This window comes from Legionella lytica (genome assembly GCF_023921225.1).
GTDB classification, from domain to species: Bacteria; Pseudomonadota; Gammaproteobacteria; order Legionellales; family Legionellaceae; genus Legionella; species Legionella lytica.
On the sequence record NZ_CP071527.1, the window covers coordinates 2,909,203 to 2,928,911 of the forward strand.

The following is a 19,709-nucleotide window of genomic DNA, read 5'->3' on the forward strand; positions in this document are numbered from 1 at the left end:
GCAAGCAACCAGGCGTTATTTTTAGGATGGTTCCGCAGCCTCCGGAGTTATAGTGATAACTCCGTCACTTTTTTCGAGTGCTTGTTCTTCTCAAATAACTTGGTCAAGTCAGTAGTGAGCTTATTAACAAGCTCCTCATGTTTTAATGCAGGTGCATCAATTAATTGCCGTAACTCATAAACTGACTTTGTTGCCTCCGTACGCGAAGAATCCTGTACAGGCCGGGATAATATAATTTTCATGATTCCTGCCATACGAACAATATTAGTAGGGCCGGCTCGAGGATCATCCATCAGCTTTTTAATTTCAACAATCCCTGTGGGAGCACTACGCTCAGAACTAAAAAAAATAGCTCCCCAGGACTTTTTCTTTTCCTCTTGAGGCGGAACAAATTGGCTCATGTCGTTAAATAATAAAAATAAGGTATCGTAAAGGGCCGTACATTTTTCCTCACCTAACTCGGCTGCGATTAAACTACATCCCAGTTGCTCTTTAGGTAATATTGGAGACCCCGTAGTAACCTTTCTAAGTTCATTATTTGTAGCAAGACGGTCATCATAAATTAAAGCTTTATCATGGTTTATACGTTTAATAATTTCCGCAGCTATATCAGCAGGTAAATACTTAGATGGTGTTTTAATACCCTCCGAGCCGGGAGCATTATGCCCTGCATGTTCATGATGATGACGAGAGAGGTAGATATCGACAAAAATATTGATAAAATTAATACGGTCTTGACCTAAGTCGGAAAACTCTGGCCAGAATCCATATTCGTATTTATACCGGCACATTGCGTCAGTATGAATAGATTCAATTGCCTTTCTATCCTTACCGCTGACACATGAGCCAAAAGAATAATCTTTCGAAACAAGAAACATTAATTGCTCTAAAGAACTTAAAAATAACTCTCGTCCATAATAATCAAAAAAATTGGTTGTACCAACTCCCGAATTTAAAACTGCTTTATAGCTCAAAAGAAGTGGTTTTAATTGTGGGATAGTTTTCTGCCGCGCCTCCATGTCAGTAACCAGCGCCTCGATATCAGGATCTGTAGCAACGGTATAAAGTATTACCTTTGCCGCATTAAATGGATGATTCGTTTTTCTCATTCGTGCCGCAAAGGGATGCTGTGCCATTTGCGTATCGGCTATATGCTTTAAATTACCATCAGGCAACCATTTTGAAATATTAATCCCTGGTAGATGAATAGGACTAACTAAGGTTTGTACTAAGAGAAGTTGCTCCGATGTGCTTTGTGCCATTGCCCGTGTTAGATTTCTATAAGTGTACAGTTGTATAACCTCTTTCGGCCACTCATCAACACCATCTCGAGGCACAACATGACTTCCACGATACTTTGCAGTATAGAGATCCTGTAAATTGCCATCTTTATCAATGATATGTGAACTATGCACTGCATAATTGGGAAGTAGCGGTAAGGAACGATGACGACTACATATAAAGGAAAAGACCTTATCCAAGCGTTCGTTACTTTTAAGAGCATGTTCTAAAAGATACTGTTGATGCTCAGGGAGCACCCAATACCATTGAGGCAGTTTCCTGACTTGCGAAAAAGTACCCTTATATTCTTCAGCCGCCAGCATCTGTTCAAACAGCTTCAGTCGTTTATCTATTTCTAACTCATCCTCATTAGCAAGGGAAAAAATCATTTTTTGCTGATGCATGGGTAAGTCTTCAAACCACTTCGGTAATGGCAACATCAAGCCAGCAATCTGTTCTAAATCATTTTTCAGGCTAAGAGCATTTAATTTAATACCATCCCATGCAGTGAGAAACTTTTCAAAATCATCAACTAAATCAGTAACATCTGAGGGTAAATTGCAAAAATACACCTGTCTGAAATGAAGCTCGGGCTCTGAAAGCTCCTGAAACCAGTGTGGCGTTTTAGGACAGTTTTCTGCTTTTATTTTATAAAACTCTTCCAATGTTTCTTGCTCATAAGGCAACAAAGCCTTATCCACTTGCACTGTGCCCATAGGCGTTAAGGTTACTAAATCAGGTCGACCTCTTAACATCAAAACATATTGTTCCGCTTCATTTAATAATTCAGTCGCATCCTCTCCTGACTTATTCCAAAGCAAGCGGATTGTGTCGACAAGGCTGGTAGTAAAGGTCTTTAATTCTTTTTGTAACTCAGAAACGCGCGTTGCTGTATTGGCGTTAAAGGTATAGAGCTGGCGGCACTGCTCAATGTGCGTTTTAATCACCTCACTAGGAAAATGTGGGTCGGTCAATGAGCGCGGGTATGCCTCGAGAAGATATTCAAACGCTTGGCAATAACTATCAACCTTTTTTTGATAACTTAAACGATAGTCAGGTTTATGAGGATCATAGGTTTCCACGACATAGCCAGGAAAATGGCCTTGTAAAATAGATACCAGCCCCGTCACAGTACCCTTGGGTACACGCAAAATTCCTTTTGTCATTGATAATTTCCTTACTACTTATAGTCCCTGGATTCCATCAGAAGTAATTTATTTTTAAATATTTTTTTTAAATAAGCACTCCTGTACCATCACTATTATTGTATAAATATTTCCACGAAACAATTACAATGATCAACTTAAATTTACAAAAAACATGAAAAGGAGTTTGGCAATGGGATACATAGTGCAACATTATGTAGGTGGTCAATTTGTAAACGAAACGAACACCGCAAGTCACCCTATTTATAATCCAGCGTTGGGCGAAATCATTGGACAACTACACTTCGCTTCCAAAGCACTTTGCGATAAAACCATCAGCACTGCAAAAGAAGCGGGTATTGCCTGGGCGCAAACGCCCGCAATTAAAAGAGCTCGCATCCTTTTTAAATTTAGAGAACTAATGGAAAAGCATCAACTGGACTTAGCCCGTTTAGTAACTCAAGAACACGGTAAAACGATTGATGATGCCAAAGGTTCCGTTGCTCGCGCCATTGAAGTCGTCGAATTACATTGCGGACTGCTCAACCAACTAAAAGGTGATTATTCTACAGAGGTAGCCGGTGGTATTGATTGCCATACACTCAGACAACCACTTGGGGTTTGCGTAGGAGTTTCTCCATTTAATTTCCCCGTCATGGTTCCTGTATGGATGATGATCCCAGCGATTGCCTGTGGTAATTCCTTTATATTAAAGCCCTCAGAACAAGATCCCTCTGCCTCCGTACGCTTATTAGAATTATTAAGCGAAGCAGGTTTACCGGCAGGAGTGGCTAACTGTTTACAGGGTAATAAAGACACGGTGGATTATTTAATTACCCATCCTGATGTTGCGGCAGTTACCGCTGTTGCCTCAACGCCCGTAGCACAGTCCATTTACACGAAAGCAACCGCTCATGGCAAACGAGCTCATACTTTTGGTGGTGCAAAAAACCATTGCGTAGTCATGCCTGATGCGGATATGGAGCAAGCCGCATCTGCGATTGTAGGGGCGGCTTATGGCTCTGCAGGCGAACGTTGCATGGCCATTTCCGTCGCTGTGGCGGTAGGAGATGAGGTGGCAGATGCTTTAATTGCCAAAATGACACCGCAAATCAACGCAATGAAAATCGATGCTGGCGATGTAGCTGACACCGACATGGGGCCATTGGTGAGCAGCGCACATCGCAAACGAGTTATGGCAGCGATTGATCAAGGCGTACACGAAGGTGCGCAATTAGTCATTGATGGAAGATCCTATAAACAACCCAATCATCCCCAAGGTTTCTTCATCGGCCCCTGCCTCTTTGATAAAGTCACCGAGCAAATGTCTGTATATCAAAATGAAATTTTTGGGCCAGTATTAGTCGTCGTGCGAGTGAATGATTTTGAACAAGCACTCGCTTTAGTCAATAGACACCAATTTGGAAATGGTACTGCGATTTTTACCCGTGATGGATACAGTGCACGTGAATATTGCCAACGTGTACAAGCAGGAATGGTAGGAGTGAATATTCCTATCCCTGTACCTGTAGCCAACCATCCCTTTGGTGGCTGGAAACAATCATTTTTTGGCGACATTAGCTTACATGGTGATGAAAGCATTTATTTCTATACCAAATTAAAAACCGTGACCAGTAAATGGCCTACGCATGCCTTAAAAGGAAGCGCGTTTATCATGCCAACCCATGATTAAAGCATAGGTTTATCATTCGAACGGAGAATTAGATGGCAAAAATTGGATTTGTCGGACTTGGTCATATGGGTTTACCTATGGCCATGAATCTCGTTAAAGCAGGACACCAGGTTACAGGATTTGATTTACAGCAATCAGCCTTACAACGTTTTGCGACAAACGGAGGCTTAATTGCAAAAAATATTGCCGATGTGGCCCGCGGACAAGAGATAGTCATTACCATGTTGCAAACAGGGCAGCAGGTACTACAGGTTTGTCATGGTACTGACGGCTTGTTCAGTACGATTGCTAATGGGGCCTTATTCATTGACTGCTCTACTATTGATGTCAACAGCTCACGTGAGGTGCACCAGCTCGCTAAAGTCAAACAGATTCACGTGGTAGATGCACCCGTATCTGGGGGCACAGCGGGAGCAAGTGCAGGAACCTTAACCTTTATGGTCGGAGGAGAACTGGAAGCCTTTCAGATTGCCCAACCAATCCTTACAGCGATGGGGCAAAAAATAATCCACACCGGCGCTGCAGGAAGTGGGCAAGCAGCAAAAATCTGCAATAACATGATTCTTGGTATATCCATGATTGCCGTTTCTGAAGCCTTTGTTCTCGCAAAACAATTAGAGCTCTCCCCACAAAAATTATTTGAAGTAGTAAACAATGCTTCTGGCCAATGTTGGGCAATGACTAAATATGCTCCTGTGCCTGGGATACTGGAAAATGTGCCCGCCAATAATGACTATAAACCTGGATTTGCAGCGGCTATGATGCTTAAAGATTTACTCCTTAGCCAAGACTGTGCTCATGCAGTCGATACCAGTACACCGTTGGCCGAAAAAGCAACCGCTCTTTATCAGCAACTTATCGAGCAAGGGCTCGGTGATAGTGATTTTTCAGCTATTATTAAACTAATAGCTCATGGAAAAGAGGTTTAACATGCAAGCGAAACCATCCCCTCACCCACTAACCCCTACAGAGGAATCTTTGGCTGAATTTTGGTCTGAAATTGCCAAACAAACCATTCAATGGATACGCCCTTGGGACACCGTACTTTCTGGTGATTTTAAACAAGGAACTATTCGTTGGTTTGAAGGAGGAAAACTCAATGTTAGCGCTAATTGCCTAGACCGTCACCTCCCCCATAAAGCGAATCAAACTGCAATTATCTGGGAGGGAGATGATCCGGCGCATCATAAAAAGCTAAGTTTTGCACAGTTACATGAAGAAGTATGCCGTATGAGCAATGTGCTCAAGAAGCTCCAGGTTAAAAAAGGAGATAAAGTCGCGATTTATTTGCCGATGATTTCTGAGGCGGTTATTGCGATGCTTGCCTGCACACGCATTGGAGCCATACATACGGTCATATTTGCCGGCTTTTCTGCGCATGCATTACAGCAACGTTTAATCGCCTCAGAATGTAAATGCCTAATCACAGTAGACAGCTTTTCTCGGGGTGGTAAACCCGTTGGACTAAAAGAACAGGTTGACGAAGCCTGTGAAGGCATATCTTTGCAACGCCTTATTATTAAAAATAGTAATGCCTCAATTCACTTCGATAAAAATCACGACCATTGGTGGCATGAATTAAGAGATCAGGTTGACGCTCATTGTGAGCCAGAACCTATGGATGCGGAAGATCCTTTATTCATTCTCTATACCTCTGGCAGTACTGGCCAACCGAAAGGGGTCGTACACACAACTGGAGGGTATCTTGTCCAAGCGGCTTACACTCATCAACTTATCTTTGATTGCAAAGAGGATGAGGTATTTTGGTGTACTGCGGATATAGGTTGGATCACGGGACACAGCTATGTGGTTTACGGTGCATTGTGTAATGGTATAACCAGCCTGGTTTATGAGGGGATACCCACTTGGCCCGATCCATCTAGAAATTGGCAAATTATTGATAAACACCAGGTCAATGTATTTTACACCGCTCCAACAGCCATACGTGCGCTCATGCGTACCGGTAATCAGTGGCTGGATTCAAGCAGTAGAAGTTCTTTGCGTCTATTAGGCTCAGTCGGAGAACCAATTAATCCTGAAGCATGGGAATGGTACTACGACGAAGTAGGCCAAAGTAAATGCCCAATTGTAGATACGTGGTGGCAAACAGAAACGGGGGCAATTATGATCAGTGCCCGCCCTCATGACCCTGCGAGCAAACCAGGGTCAGCCAGAAAACCAATTCCAGGAGTAATTCCGGTCTTGTTAAATGAGCAACATGAGGAAATTACTGGAGCAGGTGAAGGATTTTTGGCGATGAAATATCCTTGGCCTTCTATGGCACGAACGATTGCCGGGGATCACCAGCGTTTTTGTCAGACCTACCTACATCATGGTTATTACATTACAGGTGATGGTGCCAAACGCGATGATGACGGTGATTATTGGATCACTGGACGTGTAGATGACGTCATTAATGTCTCTGGCCATCGTTTGGGTACAGCAGAAATTGAGAGCGCCTTAGTTAGCCATATCTCGGTTGCGGAAGCAGCTGTCGTTGGTATTCCTCACGATCTCAAAGGACAAGGTATTTTTGCCTATGTAATTCTCAAAGATAATGTCAGCCTCACCAGCACTTTAGAAATTGATTTAATTGAACAAGTCAAAAAAGAAATAAGCGCCATAGCTAAACCTGATGTCATTCACTTCACCAGTGAACTACCTAAAACCCGTTCCGGTAAAATAATGCGTCGCTTTTTACGTAAAATAGCCTGTAAGGAAGTTCAGCATATTGAAGAATTAGGTGATTTATCAACATTAGCTAACCCGCAGGCTATTAATATCCTCTTAAAAGAGCTCAGCAAGTAAGCATTTGTCCTGAATGCATTACCGCACTCAGGACAAATTATGACCACAATGCTGGATCTATCCCTATAAAAGCTGTATTATTAAATTACCGCATGCTTTTATTTGAGACATATTATGTTTAAAGTGACCTTGCATAAAGAAGATTATGCTTCAATCGCAGAGGAGGTAAGAAAGCAATTGCGGTGCGCTTTTCCTAAGAGTGATTTTCCTTGTGAAGAGATTCTTTTTGGCCCAGAGTTTATGGCTCCAGCGTTGCGTATTGATACTCCTTCGACAAAAGTTGAATTTAGTGAAAAGGAGCAACAATATGTAAAAGAGCAACGAGCTCTAATTAATCACAGTCAATTAAGCCCAGAAGAAAAACGAAAAAGACAGCAGCATCTGGATAGTATTATTCTCTTTGGACAAATATTATTTGCTCAAGCCTCCTGTTTACATTTTTTGAAAAAAACCTGCCCCCAACCACGAGCAGATTCAACAATTACAGCAGCACAAATGCAAACTCTTGAGGCCCATTTAGATAAGTTAAACAACTTGGTCGAAAATGAGGGCATACAATATATGTCATCAAGGTTTGAGGTTTTATCAAGAAGAAAAGAATTTAACCAATACTTATCGGAAATCAAGCATGAGCTCAAAAACATGCCGCTGGATATGGAAGAGAAAAAAATATTCCTGCGTAACTTACATAAGGCTCGAGACTTTTATTTGCAGGCGAATGATTTCAACTTTACCTATGCCAATAAATCCACCCGAAATTTTTCAGCATTTTTAGCTAACTATGAATATTATGGCTCTAAAGTTTCATTAGCGGCATCGCTTATTGCCATTGCCGCTACTGCACTTGCGCTTATCCCACCATTGGCTCCTATAATGGGGCCTATTGCCCTAGCTGCTACGTGCATTAGTATGGCAATTGGCGTACCCCTGGCATTAAAAACCGTAGGAACAATGATTTATAATCTTATTCGCTTTGGAGCCGCCCCCACTCCTACTGAATTAGCAACAACCGCATTGGTAGGTACTAGTATCGCCTTGATGGGCGCAGGAAGTTTTGTAACCACAGCCATACAACAAGGACTAATAAGCAGTACGGCAGCAACAGTGACGCAAACCCTTAAAACAATCAATGATACGGTTAAAATGGCAGGCAGTATTGGCGGTAGTTTTATGGCGGATCAAGCCCGTCAAAAAGTTAATCAATATAAAGCAGAGTTAGCGGATATGCAGAAGGATGAGCCTAGCAATGACTCAGCATACAAAATCCAAGTAGGTTAAAGAGGCATCAAGCCGCACCATAACTCAATGTTGCGGCCATGGGCCAAACCAACATGGCAGATATCAACAGTCATGTACTACTTAATGCAAACCAAGCCACTGATTTAACAAAAGAATTAACTGATCTACCCCTTCCTTTTTTAAGGAAGAAAAAGCCTGGACACTAATTAAATGACTAGCAAGCTCATAATGCTTACGCACTTTTAAAACTGTATTTTTGACATCACTACGGCTCAATTTATCAGCTTTAGTCAATAAAATATGTACCGGCAGCTCACGATTCAATGCCCAATCGACCATCATTTGGTCAAGATCTTTTAAGGGATGACGCACATCCATTAACAACACCAACCCTCTCAAACTTTGCCTAATATCAAGATAATGTGCTAAATGCTTTTGCCATTCCATTTTCACTTGCAAAGCCACTTTAGCATAACCATATCCAGGTAAGTCTACCAAACGGCGCTCGTCATCAAGAGAAAATAAATTAATTAATTGAGTTCGTCCTGGCGTCTTACTGGTTCGGGCTAAACCTTTTATCCCAGTCAAACAATTTAGTGCACTGGACTTCCCAGCATTGGAACGTCCAGCAAAAGCAACCTCATAGCCAGTATCTTCAGGCAAATGAGTTACTCGCGCGGCGCTTTTTAAAAATACTGCTTTAGCATAAGGGTTTTCTAACATAAAATATACGACATTGGGATTTAAACCCAGGCAGTGTACCATTATTTTACGTTTTTATATAATTTTTACAAAATTAGAGTACTTTAGTAGCCTTAAATACAGAGAATTTCATGAAAAAATTTGCACTAGCAATTATTCTGTGCGTCCCGCAAACCATTTATGCGCAAGAAAATACCCCAACAACCGCAAATAAAGCGATGGTCTGTGCCGCCTGTCACGGACAATCAGGCAATAGCTCAAACCCCGAATGGCCCAATCTGGCTGGGCAACACCCCAAATACTTCCTTAAGCAACTAAAAGATATGAAAGATAAGTCCCTACGTGACGCCCCCACCATGAGCGCCTTAGTTGCAACCTTGAGTGAGCAGGATATGGATGACTTAGCAGCATATTATGCTAAAATGCCTTTGGCTCAAGGAAGCACTCCAAAAGAGTTTCTGCAACGCGGAGAACAGCTTTATCGAGGAGGCGACTTTACAAAACGGATAACTGCCTGTATTGCTTGTCATGGTCCGAAAGGTACGGGTAATGCTCAAGCTGGCTTTCCAGTACTTTCTGGCCAACATGCTGCTTATACGCTATTACAATTGCTGGCATTTAAAGACGGCAAACGCAAGAATGATTTAAATCATATTATGCAAGATATTAGTAGCAGGATGAGTCGAGAAGATATGGAAGCTGTAGCACACTATATTGAAGGTTTACACTAGGGAATTTAAACATGTTAAAAAAACTATTTTGTTTCTTCTTACTTTTACCCACAATGGTTTTTGCTGCCGCTTTTGTTGAAGGCAAAGATTATATTGTGGTATCCAATCCTCAGGCAGTAAAGAGTAAAACGCCTATTATTCAAGAGTTTTTTAGTTATGGTTGTCCTTGGTGTTATAAAATAGAAACACCACTACATCAGTGGGTAAATACCTTGGGAACAGGTGTTCAGTTTGAACGCGTTCCCGTAGTATTTAAACCCAGCTGGGAACTGTATGCTAAAGCCTATTACACCGCGAATACGCTTGCGCTGTCAGATAGATTAAACCCAGCGCTATTCAAAGCCATTCAGGTAGATAGAACACCTTTAGAGTCGAAACAAACAATGATTAATTTCTTTGTTTCCCAAGGTGTTGATCGCGAAATTGCGAAAAGTGCTTTTGAAAATTCACCAAGTATTGATATGAAAGTGCAATCGGGTATGTCCTTAATGGGTGCTTATCAAATTAGTGCAGTGCCTGCATTTGTGGTCAATCAAAAATACAAAACTGATTTGCAATTGGCAGGAAGTCCTGAGCGTTTGATGGAAATATTAAATTATCTTGCAAAGAAATCAGCGTAATTTCCTGGTGCTAATGGCACTAACTTAAGGAATTCGCCACACTCATAACTCCCTGGTTGCAAACAACCAGGGTACCGTCTGCCAAGAGAAATGTCCGGCCATGGACCCGACCTACGTGATGCCTACACCCCGTCTCCGGGATTTTCTAAGCTTAAAATTCCGGTGTTAAAGTCATAGGCGAACAGTTCTGCATAGCGCCCCCAGTCAATCATGGTGCGTAGTACTCGCTCTGCTTCTTTTTCACTTAAGTAATCTTCAAGCTTACTTAAGAAACGCTCCTCAGAAACACGATGCCCTACCTTCTCATCTAAAATGCGACTTATGTAACGAGCAAGTGGAACTTTTTCTAATAAGCGTTGGGCAAATAATTGCTTACGCTCTTGTAAATCCGCTTCAGAGAATTGTTTACCTAAATCACTTAACTGAATATCCCCAGCTGAAACCTTGGCAAAACCTAATATTTCTAAGGTTTCTAAGATTGGGAACAAATCATCAATATTCATCATCAATTCGTCCGCTAACTCAGGCAAATCGATGCGCTCTTCAAATGATGTCATCGTTTCAATCAAACCGGTTAACTCTGAAGGCTCCACATCAGGCAAACGATAACCTAAGCCAATTTGGCGCTCACGCTGAGCACGCTGCGCTTTTTCTTTAGGACCGGTCGTCATTAAGGTGTAAATTTTATCGACCAATGCACGAAATTCTGGCGATTCAGGATCGCGAGGTTGCGGTAAAGTGACCGGTAGCTCCGCACGAATGTAACCAGGATCATTACCAAAAATGACTATACGATCCGCAAGAGTAGCTGCTTCGTCAATATTGTGGGTTACTAATAAAATACCATTGGTATTGGTTTTCTTTTCTTTCCATAACTCCAGCAAGTCTGACTTTAAGTTTTCAGCAGTCAAAACATCCAGGGCTGAAAACGGCTCATCCATTAATAAAACATCTGGATTAATAACTAATGCTCGGGCAAAACCAACCCGCTGCCGCATCCCCCCTGAAAGCTCTTTAGGGAACGCTGATTCAAAACCATCAAGACCAATAATATCAATCGCTTCAATTGCTCGGTGACGGCGTTCTTCACGGCTAACACCTTGCGCTTCAAGGCCTAATTCCACATTTTCCAAAACCGTAAGCCAAGGCATTAAGGCAAATGATTGAAAGACCATCGCAATCCCGGCAACCGGGCTGGTAACGGGCATGCCGCGGTAGGTTACCGTACCACTAGAGGGAGGAACAAGGCCTGCAATGATTCGCAGTAAAGTTGATTTACCCGAACCCGACTTACCTAATAATGCGACAATTTCGCCTTCTTGTAATTTAAAATTAACATCTTCAAGCACCAGCAAATCTTGCTCGGAAGCTTTTTTGAAGGACTTACGTAAGCTTTCTATAGCAATAATAGTTTCAGGCATAATCGTCTCAAGCTAGCGAAATGGTAAACAGGCCCTAATTAAAATTAAACCGCTCTTCTGCCAAACGGTACAATGGGCGCCAAATAAGGTGATTAAACATCAGTACATACAAACACATCATTGCAGTACCTAGAGCAATTTTTGGAAAATTACCGGTTGCCGTACTAGCCTGAATGTATGCACCTAAGCCCGTTGCTTTCAAGGTGGTATCACCCCAGCTCACCCATTCAGCAACAATACTGGCGTTCCAAGCACCACCGGCTGCAGTAATTGCCCCCGTAATATAGAACGGGAAAATTCCAGGTAAGGCTAAACGCTTCCACCAAAGCCAGCCTTTTAAACCAAAATTATTGGCCGCCAGGTAGAGATCGCGAGGAATTGATGATGCACCCGCGATGACATTAAATAAAATATACCATTGGGTGCCCAAGATCATTAAGGGCGTTACCCAGATTTGTACATTTAAATTAAACTCAACAATCGCAATGACAAATAAAGGATAGAATAAATTGGCCGGGAAAGCGGCAACAAATTGGATTACAGGCTGGATCCTTTGTGCAAGACGTGGTCTTAAGCCTATCCAAACGCCAACAGGAATCCAAATTAACGAACTTAAGATAATCAGAGCAATAACCCGGGTTCCTGTGGCCGCTCCCAGTAAGAATACATGTAAGATGTCACTCACTTTAAGTTCGGCTAAAATAAATCTTAATAAAAACCAGCCCCCACTTATCACACACACTAAAACAGTGATATTCCAAAAACGGTCTAAAAGCTTTTGTTTTTTTAAATCGACTTCTTTAATTGTCTTAGAATCACCTATACGAAACCAACGCGCATTAACAAAGCCGTCAGTCAAGATGTTAATCATCTCCGCAAATTGCTTCATGAGGCGACTACCACGCATCCAGTCAATCAGCCAAGATTGGTATTCTGCTTCATCAGGTGATACTTCAAATTTAAACTTTTCAGACCAAGCAATTAAAGGACGAAATAATATTTGATCGTATAAAAAAATCACGATAACCATCGTTAAAATTGCATAGCCAACTGCGTGCAAATCTTTTTGTTGTATTGCCAAAGCAATATAAGAACCTACTCCAGGTAAGCGTATATTTTGATGCGCTACAGAAATGGCTTCAGATAAGACCACAAAAAACCAACTCGCAGACATAGAAATCATCATGTTCCACAATAATCCGGACATGGAAAAAGGAACTTCTAATTTCCAAAAGCGCTGCCAGGCAGAAAGACGAAACATGGAGGAAACTTCTTGTAAATCATGAGGAAGTGTTTTCAATGATTGGTAAAAACCAAAAGTCATATTCCACACTTGAGCGCAGAAAATAGCAAAAATGGAAGCACATTCAGGGCCTAACAGGCTATGAGGAAATAAATGGATAAACCCAGTTACAGTAATCGATAAAAAGCTCAAAACCGGTATTGATTGTAAGATATCAATAGCAGGAATAATTATCTGCTCGGCACGCCGATTTTTAGCCGCCAAAAGCCCTACTGAAAAAGTAAAAATAATGGAAAAAAACAACGCAATAAACATACGGATTACCGTACGCAGTGCATAAAAAGGTAGATTTTCTGGCTCTAAAGAAATGGGTATTTGATCTCCTAATTGATAAGGAGTCGCCATTTGTGAGCCCGCCCAGCCAAAAAAGAACAGTACTGCAAAAATTAAGATTAATAGCAGTAAGTCCCAGCGATTGATAAATCGACCAACTCTATCAGGATTAGCAAAGTAGAACCGACTGTTGCGCACAATGCCCCCTTAATAACTTTGCCGATATAAAACGCAGTAGAATAGCATAAATGCTAGGTAAGTCATAGGTAAATGCCTTGTATTCACGTGAACGTTTGTACCCCCCTCGGTGATTGCGAAATTTTTTGCGTAAATAGCGTGGGAAGTACATTTCATCCATTAAATTTAAAATAATGTGATCTAAAATTGAACTTTTAGTTTTTTGTGGTGTCAAAAGGTATGAGCATTTCCCCCGAATGCTTAGCTTCGCTTTACCCCCTCTTAAGCGAAGCGCCGTTTGGATAAAAATCCAAACACGTAATTTGCCCCGGTGAGTAACCGGGGATTTTTTTATTTAAAAAAAATGAGCTACACTGAAGCTATTGAGTTTTAACGCAATCGAGAAAAGACATGAAAAAACACGTTTTGAACACCATACGCTCACTGGTTGCCGCTTTAGCTCTGGGTTCACCGCTAGTTTATGCAGGCCCTGATCTAGCTCCTTTAATCGTTTGGGTTAATGAAGCGGTTGTCGCTACCAACACCTACAGTTATAAAAACTATTTGCAAGATCAAAAACAAATTGCCAAATATTTTACTGCCGATGCCTGGATTGCCTATAACAAAGCATTAAATACCTCTCAATTACCAGAGGCAGTACAGAAAAACCTTTATTATGTCAGCGCCATACCTACAGAGCCCCCGGTAATTACACCTATTGATGCGACCCACTGGAAGGCAGTCACCAACTTATTAGTCGTTTATCAAAACCCTCAGTATCAGCAACATCAAACGCTTAAAGTTACGGTAAACTTTGGCGTTGCCCCATCGGGCCAAGGGGTGCGAGGCTATAGCATTACTAACCTACAAGCAGTAACCGCTAAACCACCTTGCCAGTGCCCTATTGACGAAGAAATGGCACCACCACCTAATGTAGGCAATGCCACAAAATAATCCCCAACTGTAAAGCAATAAAGATGCCGATTAAAATTAAAATCACATTTAATTTTTTCGGCATGGTCACATCTAGGGCTGATTGCTCGGGATGGTTCGGGTTATAATAAATATCAATTTCTTCCTCTTCCTTAAAAGCAACCGCCGCTTTATAAGCGACGCGGCGTGCATATTTACTGTTAGGGGTATTATGCGCCGTATCTAAAAACAAATATTCACCAACTAAATCTTTATCATATACTTGGTAGGTGTATTCAATTTTTGGCCAAACACTATGCCCTGCTTGAGTCCACTCACAGCGAGTTACGTGTCCTTTTGTCTTTAACCAAGTTCGTGCCCGCACTAAAGACTGTCGATCGCGCCAAAAATGTATGAATAGACCCAGTAAAACAACTAACCACCCCAAATCCAGCAACCATCGCGAAACAGTAAGCCAAGTCATCCAGGAATCCTATAAATATCATGTATTTCTTACAGTATATAATGAGATATAAGGATTTACGCTAATAAGGACAATCTAAATTAATTAAGCACATCAGTTAGAGTAGACTCGGCGGTAAAGTACAGCAAACATTTATGCTAGGCACTCTCTCGACCTCAATGAATCTTCGCTCTTTTTAAAGTAGCATTTTCAAGTATCTTGAGTATAATCTTTCTCAATCAAGACGCGAAAAAAGGACACACGCAATGACTGCTAAAACCCCTCTGTATGCAACCCATGTAAAATGTGGTGCTAAAATGGTTAATTTTCACGGATGGGAGATGCCGCTGCATTATGGCTCTCAACTCAATGAACATCACCAGGTACGTCAGGACGCAGGGATTTTTGATGTTTCCCATATGACTATCGTTGACATACTAGGAGCCGGTGGCCGTCTATTTCTACGTAAACTCCTAACTAATGATGTCGACGCATTAGATCATAATGGAAAAGCGCTCTACAGCTGTATGTGTAATGAACATGGCGGTATCATTGACGATCTAATCGTTTACCAACGTGCTTCCGACAATTACCGCATCGTACTTAATTCCGCAACACGGCATGAAGATTTGGCTTGGATTCGAAAAGTGAGCGAAGGCTTTGCCGTGGGATTACAAGAGCGCAGAGAACTCGCCATGATTGCCGTGCAAGGCCCAAATGCCATCGCAAAAGCCCGTTCCATTCTTAATCCTGCACAAGTTGATGCCGTATCTACCCTTACCCATTTTGAGAGTGTTGATGTTGAACAATGGTTTTTTGCACGCACAGGTTATACTGGTGAAGATGGTCTAGAGATTATTGTCCCTCAAGATCAAGTAGCGCAATTATGGGATGATTTAGTACAAGCAGGAGTACAACCCTGTGGATTAGCTGCACGGGATACACTAAGGCTCGAAGCAGGAATGCTCCTCTACGGCCAAGATATGGATACCTCTACCACTCCTTTAGAGTCAGGCTTGGCTTGGACCATAAAATGGGAGCCCGCCGATCGCGATTTTATTGGCATGGGGGCTTTAGTATCACAAAAGCAACTAGGTATTAAACGCAAAATGGTCGGATTAACCCTATTAGATAAAGGGATTATGCGTCAAGGCCAGCGCGTTGTTATTGATGGCCAAACAGATGGCGTAATTACCAGCGGTAGCTTTTCACCAACCCTAGGACATTCAATCGCTTTAGCTCGTGTACCGGTTGATACAGGTACCGAAGTGCTGGTTGATATCCGAGGCAAATTAATTCCTGCAACCGTAGGTAAACCGCGTTTTGTAAAATATGGGCAAGCAATATAAACACCCCCTTCCCCTCGATAAATGCGGGGATTTTGACATACGTTAGAAAATTAAGGATGAATGCAATGAACGATTTAAAATTTACCTCAACCCATGAATGGCTTAAAGAAGAACAAAGTGAAGTCATCATAGGGATTACAGATCACGCCCAACAATTATTAGGCGATATGGTCTTTGTCGAACTACCTGAGGTAGGTGATGTAGTAGAGGCAGGAGATGAATTAGGTGTGGTGGAATCAGTAAAAGCAGCATCCGATTTTTATGCGCCAATTAGCGGAGTAATTACCGCCGTTAACGAAACTGTTGTTGAAAATCCAGCTATAGTTAATACAGACCCCTATCATGCTGGTTGGCTTGTTAAATTAAAACCTAGCGACCTCAGCGAAATTGACAATTTATTAACTGCTGAAGAATATCAAAATGAGACAGCTGAGGAACACTAATCATGCCTTATATTCCCCACACACCTAAAGATACCCAACAGATGCTTGAAGCCATTGGCGTGCATGACACCCAGGCTTTATTTGATGAGATTCCTGCCGCCCTACAATATGCAGGTTTTCAACAAATCCCTTCTGGCCTCAATGAAATGGAGATGTTAAACGAAGCGCGCACGCTAGCTGCTAAAAATCATAATGGAATCTGCTTTATAGGTGCAGGATGCTATGAACATCATATTCCTGCCGCCGTGTGGGACATCGCATCACGTGGTGAATTTTTAACTGCATATACCCCTTATCAAGCCGAAGCCAGCCAAGGCACCTTGCAGCTATTATACGAATTTCAAACCATGATCTGTGAACTTACTGGCATGGATGTAGCCAATGCCTCAATGTATGATGGAGCAACCGCTCTTGCTGAAGCAGTACTAATGGCCGTAAGGGTAAATAAGCACAGTAAGTCAAACCGTGTTCTGGTTGCGGGGACCGTTCATCCTTTATACCGAGAGACAATTAAAACCATTCTCAGCACGCAGCATATTGAGATGGTTACTCTCCCCTTTGATGAGCAACAAGGAATTACAGATCACGCAATCCTGGAAAACTATACTGGTGAAGACATTACTGCATTAGTGATTGCTCAACCAAATTTCTTTGGTTGTCTGGAAAGCGTAGATCAATTAAGTGATTGGGCGCATAAGAATAAAGTAATTAGTATTGCCTGTGTTAATCCCGTCTCCTTGGCATTATTTAAACAGCCTAGCCAATGGGGTACGCACGGAGTAGATATCGTTTGTGGTGAAGGCCAACCCTTAGGAGCACCGATGGCATCTGGTGGCCCCTATTTTGGTTTTCTCAGCACCCGGATGGCGCATGTACGGCAAATGCCTGGCCGAATTATTGGTTGTACCGTAGATAAGGACGGGAAACGTGGATTTACCCTAACCTTGCAAGCACGTGAACAACATATTCGCCGCGCGAAAGCCACTTCAAACATCTGTACCAACCAAGGATTGCTGGTTACCGCAGCGACTATTCATATGAGTCTTTTAGGTGCGGAAGGATTAAGGGAAGTTGCGAACCAGTGCTATCAAAACACCCATGAATTAGCTGAGCTACTGAGTCAGATTGATGGTGTAGAACAAGTATTTAGTGCCCCTTATTTCCATGAAATAGTGCTGAAGCTAAATAAGCCTGTTAAAGAGGTCTTAGAGCAATTAGCAACTGCCGGTATCGCTGGTGGCTACGCACTTGAAACCCATTATCCGCAACTGCAAAATATGCTCGTAGTTTGTGCCACTGAAATGCGTACAGCAGAAGATTTAGCTCTTTATGCCAGCACATTGCAAACCATTATGAGTCAACGAGGTGCCTAAATGTTTGTTGTTCAATTAACTTATTTGGTACCTACCTTGGAGGTAGATAAGTACCTTAGTGCACATAGGGAATTTTTAGATTATTACTACAAGCAAGGTTTGCTCGTGGCTTCTGGCCCGATGAAACCACGTACCGGCGGCATTATTATCGCAGCAACTAATGACCGAGCTTATATAGAGTCCATCTTTAAACAAGATCCTTACTACTTAGCCGAAATAGCGAGCTATGAATTTATCGAATTCACCCCAGTAATGCATCGAGATGAACTCAAAGAACTTATTCAAAAAATGGAAGGCAAACTATGTTGATTTTTGAATTATCCCAAGAGAACCGCAGGGCAACAGCCCAAGCACCGAAAACGACTCCTGGCAAATACGCTATTCCAGAGGAGTTTCAACGCAAAACACCACCAAGAATGCCTGCCTGCTCTGAATTACAAGTAGTGCGTCATTTTACACGCCTTTCCCATAAAAACTTTGCCATCGACAGCAATTTTTATCCGTTGGGCTCGTGTACGATGAAATACAACCCTCGTGGCGTACATAAAGCAGCCTCCATACCTAATTTCCTTAATCGTCACCCTTTAACGCCAGAGCAAGACAGCCAGGGCTTTTTAGAACCGCTTTATCACTTGCAAGAGCATATTGCGGAAATTACCGGAATGGCGGGAGTTTCTTTAACCCCAATGGCTGGCTCACAAGGTGAATTTGCCGGTGTTGCCATGATCAAAGCCTATCATCAATCGCGCGGGGATACCGCACGCGATGAAATGCTAATTCCAGATGCTGCTCACGGTACTAACCCAGCCTCTGCCGTTATGTGTGGATTTAAAATCGTTGAAATTGCTACCGCACCGGATGGTGATATTGATCTGGAAGAGTTGAAAAGTAAATTAGGGCCTAAAACGGCGGGAATTATGCTCACCAACCCATCGACCTTAGGCTTATTTATGCGCCAAATTAAAGAAATTGCCGCGCTCGTACATCAAGCAGGCGGCTTACTCTATTATGATGGTGCCAACCTTAATGCAATTCTAGGTAAAGTAAGACCCGGAGATATGGGCTTTGATGTGATGCATCTTAATTTGCATAAAACCTTCGCTACCCCTCATGGCGGTGGTGGCCCAGGCTCAGGCCCTGTTGCAGTAGGTAAGCGTCTACTTCCATTTATACCCTTACCCGTAGTAAAAAGGACGGAGCAAGGCTACCAATGGGCAACGCGCCAAGACTACCCACAAAGTATTGGGCGCTTATCCTGCTTTATGGGGAATGCCGGTATTTTGTTACGTGCTTATTTTTACATTCGTGTTTTAGGCAAAGAAGGTTTATTGCGTGTCTCTGAATACGCAACCTTAAATGCGAATTACTTGTTAAAAGAACTTACTAAAATCGGATTTACAGCAGCCTATCCAACACGACGTGCATCCCATGAATTTATTCTCACCTTAAACCCAGAGAAGAAGGCTTATGGGGTTAGTGCCATGGATTTGGCAAAACGTCTGTTAGATTACCGAGTTCATGCACCAACCACTTATTTCCCGCTATTGATTCCGGAATGTTTACTTATTGAACCAACCGAAACGGAAAGCAAAGAAGAGTTGGATAATTTTGTGCAAATAATGAAAACCATCCGCCAGGAAGCAATGGATAATCCGCAATTACTCCAAGATGCACCACATAGTCTACCGGTAAAACGCCTGGATGATGTGAAGGCAGCAAGAGAGTTGGATTTGAATTATTTTGCTACGCATGAGAAATGAGCCCCTGTAATGTTTT

At 42.2% G+C, this 19,709-nt stretch carries 17 protein-coding genes; 12 read left to right on the plus strand and 5 right to left on the minus strand.

Features of this window, described 5'->3' with window-relative positions:
* Positions 1–47: 47 nt before the first annotated feature.
* On the minus strand, positions 48–2,447 hold the full coding sequence (locus J2N86_RS12815) for an oxidoreductase (protein ID WP_252579843.1): 2,400 nt from the start codon (positions 2,445–2,447) through the stop codon (positions 48–50).
* Positions 2,448–2,619: 172 nt separating this feature from the next.
* Between J2N86_RS12815 and J2N86_RS12820 the strand changes: the two genes are divergently transcribed.
* The 4 genes from J2N86_RS12820 (at position 2,620) to J2N86_RS12835 (ending at position 8,205) form a co-directional block, all read left to right on the plus strand.
* Entirely contained in the window at positions 2,620–4,119 is a 1,500-nt protein-coding gene (locus J2N86_RS12820) for a CoA-acylating methylmalonate-semialdehyde dehydrogenase (protein ID WP_252579844.1), read from the plus strand.
* Positions 4,120–4,151: 32 nt separating this feature from the next.
* Positions 4,152–5,048, plus strand: coding sequence for a 3-hydroxyisobutyrate dehydrogenase (gene mmsB / locus J2N86_RS12825; protein ID WP_252579845.1), 897 nt, complete (start codon positions 4,152–4,154; stop codon positions 5,046–5,048).
* A 1-nt stretch (position 5,049) separates the two neighbouring features.
* Positions 5,050–6,927, plus strand: a complete 1,878-nt coding sequence (gene acs / locus J2N86_RS12830) for an acetate--CoA ligase (RefSeq protein WP_252579846.1) — start codon at positions 5,050–5,052, stop codon at positions 6,925–6,927.
* 114 nt (positions 6,928–7,041) lie between these two features.
* Complete coding sequence (locus J2N86_RS12835) at positions 7,042–8,205, plus strand: hypothetical protein (protein WP_252579847.1); 1,164 nt, start codon at positions 7,042–7,044, stop codon at positions 8,203–8,205.
* Between the two features lie 81 nt (positions 8,206–8,286).
* Here J2N86_RS12835 and yihA read toward each other — a convergent pair whose 3' ends face one another.
* Positions 8,287–8,889, minus strand: a complete 603-nt coding sequence (yihA, locus tag J2N86_RS12840; protein ID WP_252579848.1) for a ribosome biogenesis GTP-binding protein YihA/YsxC — start codon at positions 8,887–8,889, stop codon at positions 8,287–8,289.
* A 110-nt stretch (positions 8,890–8,999) separates the two neighbouring features.
* On the opposite strand from yihA, the gene J2N86_RS12845 reads away from it, so the two are divergent.
* Both J2N86_RS12845 and J2N86_RS12850 read left to right on the plus strand, forming a co-directional pair.
* The gene (locus J2N86_RS12845) at positions 9,000–9,599 is read left to right on the plus strand and encodes a c-type cytochrome (protein ID WP_252579849.1); all 600 of its coding nucleotides are present in this window, start codon (positions 9,000–9,002) and stop codon (positions 9,597–9,599) included.
* A gap of 11 nt (positions 9,600–9,610) precedes the next feature.
* On the plus strand, positions 9,611–10,219 hold the full coding sequence (locus tag J2N86_RS12850) for a thiol:disulfide interchange protein DsbA/DsbL (RefSeq protein ID WP_252579850.1): 609 nt from the start codon (positions 9,611–9,613) through the stop codon (positions 10,217–10,219).
* Between the two features lie 122 nt (positions 10,220–10,341).
* Here the strand turns inward: J2N86_RS12850 and J2N86_RS12855 are convergent, their stop codons facing one another.
* Together J2N86_RS12855 and J2N86_RS12860 are read right to left on the minus strand one after the other, a co-directional pair.
* Positions 10,342–11,640: an ABC transporter ATP-binding protein gene (locus tag J2N86_RS12855; RefSeq protein WP_252579851.1), complete on the minus strand. Its 1,299-nt coding sequence runs from the start codon at positions 11,638–11,640 to the stop codon at positions 10,342–10,344.
* A gap of 34 nt (positions 11,641–11,674) precedes the next feature.
* On the minus strand, positions 11,675–13,414 hold the full coding sequence (locus tag J2N86_RS12860) for an ABC transporter permease (protein WP_252579852.1): 1,740 nt from the start codon (positions 13,412–13,414) through the stop codon (positions 11,675–11,677).
* A 390-nt stretch (positions 13,415–13,804) separates the two neighbouring features.
* Between J2N86_RS12860 and J2N86_RS12865 the strand changes: the two genes are divergently transcribed.
* Positions 13,805–14,347 (plus strand): DotI/IcmL family type IV secretion protein, encoded by a 543-nt coding sequence (locus tag J2N86_RS12865; protein ID WP_252579853.1) that lies wholly within the window; start codon positions 13,805–13,807, stop codon positions 14,345–14,347.
* On the opposite strand, the gene J2N86_RS12870 is transcribed toward J2N86_RS12865, so the two are convergent.
* Complete coding sequence (locus tag J2N86_RS12870) at positions 14,322–14,789, minus strand: DUF3592 domain-containing protein (protein ID WP_252579854.1); 468 nt, start codon at positions 14,787–14,789, stop codon at positions 14,322–14,324. The two genes, J2N86_RS12865 and J2N86_RS12870, sit on opposite strands and share 26 nt — an antisense overlap.
* 245 nt (positions 14,790–15,034) lie before the next feature.
* Between J2N86_RS12870 and gcvT the strand changes: the two genes are divergently transcribed.
* From gcvT to gcvPB, 5 genes are all read left to right on the plus strand, one after another.
* Positions 15,035–16,117, plus strand: coding sequence for a glycine cleavage system aminomethyltransferase GcvT (gene gcvT / locus J2N86_RS12875; protein WP_252579855.1), 1,083 nt, complete (start codon positions 15,035–15,037; stop codon positions 16,115–16,117).
* Between the two features lie 65 nt (positions 16,118–16,182).
* Entirely contained in the window at positions 16,183–16,560 is a 378-nt protein-coding gene (gene gcvH, locus J2N86_RS12880) for a glycine cleavage system protein GcvH (protein WP_252579856.1), read from the plus strand.
* Positions 16,561–16,562: 2 nt separating this feature from the next.
* The gene (gene gcvPA, locus J2N86_RS12885) at positions 16,563–17,933 is read left to right on the plus strand and encodes an aminomethyl-transferring glycine dehydrogenase subunit GcvPA (protein WP_252579857.1); all 1,371 of its coding nucleotides are present in this window, start codon (positions 16,563–16,565) and stop codon (positions 17,931–17,933) included.
* A complete protein-coding gene (locus J2N86_RS12890) occupies positions 17,934–18,242 on the plus strand; it encodes a YciI family protein (protein WP_252579858.1) in 309 nt (102 codons plus the stop codon).
* Positions 18,236–19,693: an aminomethyl-transferring glycine dehydrogenase subunit GcvPB gene (gene gcvPB / locus J2N86_RS12895; RefSeq protein WP_252579859.1), complete on the plus strand. Its 1,458-nt coding sequence runs from the start codon at positions 18,236–18,238 to the stop codon at positions 19,691–19,693. The genes J2N86_RS12890 and gcvPB overlap by 7 nt, the downstream gene beginning before the upstream one ends.
* Positions 19,694–19,709: the final 16 nt, after the last annotated feature.

What these genes read in the sequence shown, in the direction of transcription:
- J2N86_RS12815 (WP_252579843.1), bottom strand. Translation starts at nt 2,447, where the DNA reads ATGACAAAAGGAATTTTGCGTGTACCCAAGGGTACTGTGACGGGGCTG.
- J2N86_RS12820 (WP_252579844.1), top strand. Translation starts at nt 2,620, where the DNA reads ATGGGATACATAGTGCAACATTATGTAGGTGGTCAATTTGTAAACGAA.
- mmsB (WP_252579845.1), top strand. Translation starts at nt 4,152, where the DNA reads ATGGCAAAAATTGGATTTGTCGGACTTGGTCATATGGGTTTACCTATG.
- acs (WP_252579846.1), top strand. Translation starts at nt 5,050, where the DNA reads ATGCAAGCGAAACCATCCCCTCACCCACTAACCCCTACAGAGGAATCT.
- J2N86_RS12835 (WP_252579847.1), top strand. Translation starts at nt 7,042, where the DNA reads ATGTTTAAAGTGACCTTGCATAAAGAAGATTATGCTTCAATCGCAGAG.
- yihA (WP_252579848.1), bottom strand. Translation starts at nt 8,889, where the DNA reads ATGTTAGAAAACCCTTATGCTAAAGCAGTATTTTTAAAAAGCGCCGCG.
- J2N86_RS12845 (WP_252579849.1), top strand. Translation starts at nt 9,000, where the DNA reads ATGAAAAAATTTGCACTAGCAATTATTCTGTGCGTCCCGCAAACCATT.
- J2N86_RS12850 (WP_252579850.1), top strand. Translation starts at nt 9,611, where the DNA reads ATGTTAAAAAAACTATTTTGTTTCTTCTTACTTTTACCCACAATGGTT.
- J2N86_RS12855 (WP_252579851.1), bottom strand. Translation starts at nt 11,640, where the DNA reads ATGCCTGAAACTATTATTGCTATAGAAAGCTTACGTAAGTCCTTCAAA.
- J2N86_RS12865 (WP_252579853.1), top strand. Translation starts at nt 13,805, where the DNA reads ATGAAAAAACACGTTTTGAACACCATACGCTCACTGGTTGCCGCTTTA.
- J2N86_RS12870 (WP_252579854.1), bottom strand. Translation starts at nt 14,789, where the DNA reads ATGACTTGGCTTACTGTTTCGCGATGGTTGCTGGATTTGGGGTGGTTA.
- gcvT (WP_252579855.1), top strand. Translation starts at nt 15,035, where the DNA reads ATGACTGCTAAAACCCCTCTGTATGCAACCCATGTAAAATGTGGTGCT.
- gcvH (WP_252579856.1), top strand. Translation starts at nt 16,183, where the DNA reads ATGAACGATTTAAAATTTACCTCAACCCATGAATGGCTTAAAGAAGAA.
- gcvPA (WP_252579857.1), top strand. Translation starts at nt 16,563, where the DNA reads ATGCCTTATATTCCCCACACACCTAAAGATACCCAACAGATGCTTGAA.
- J2N86_RS12890 (WP_252579858.1), top strand. Translation starts at nt 17,934, where the DNA reads ATGTTTGTTGTTCAATTAACTTATTTGGTACCTACCTTGGAGGTAGAT.
- gcvPB (WP_252579859.1), top strand. Translation starts at nt 18,236, where the DNA reads ATGTTGATTTTTGAATTATCCCAAGAGAACCGCAGGGCAACAGCCCAA.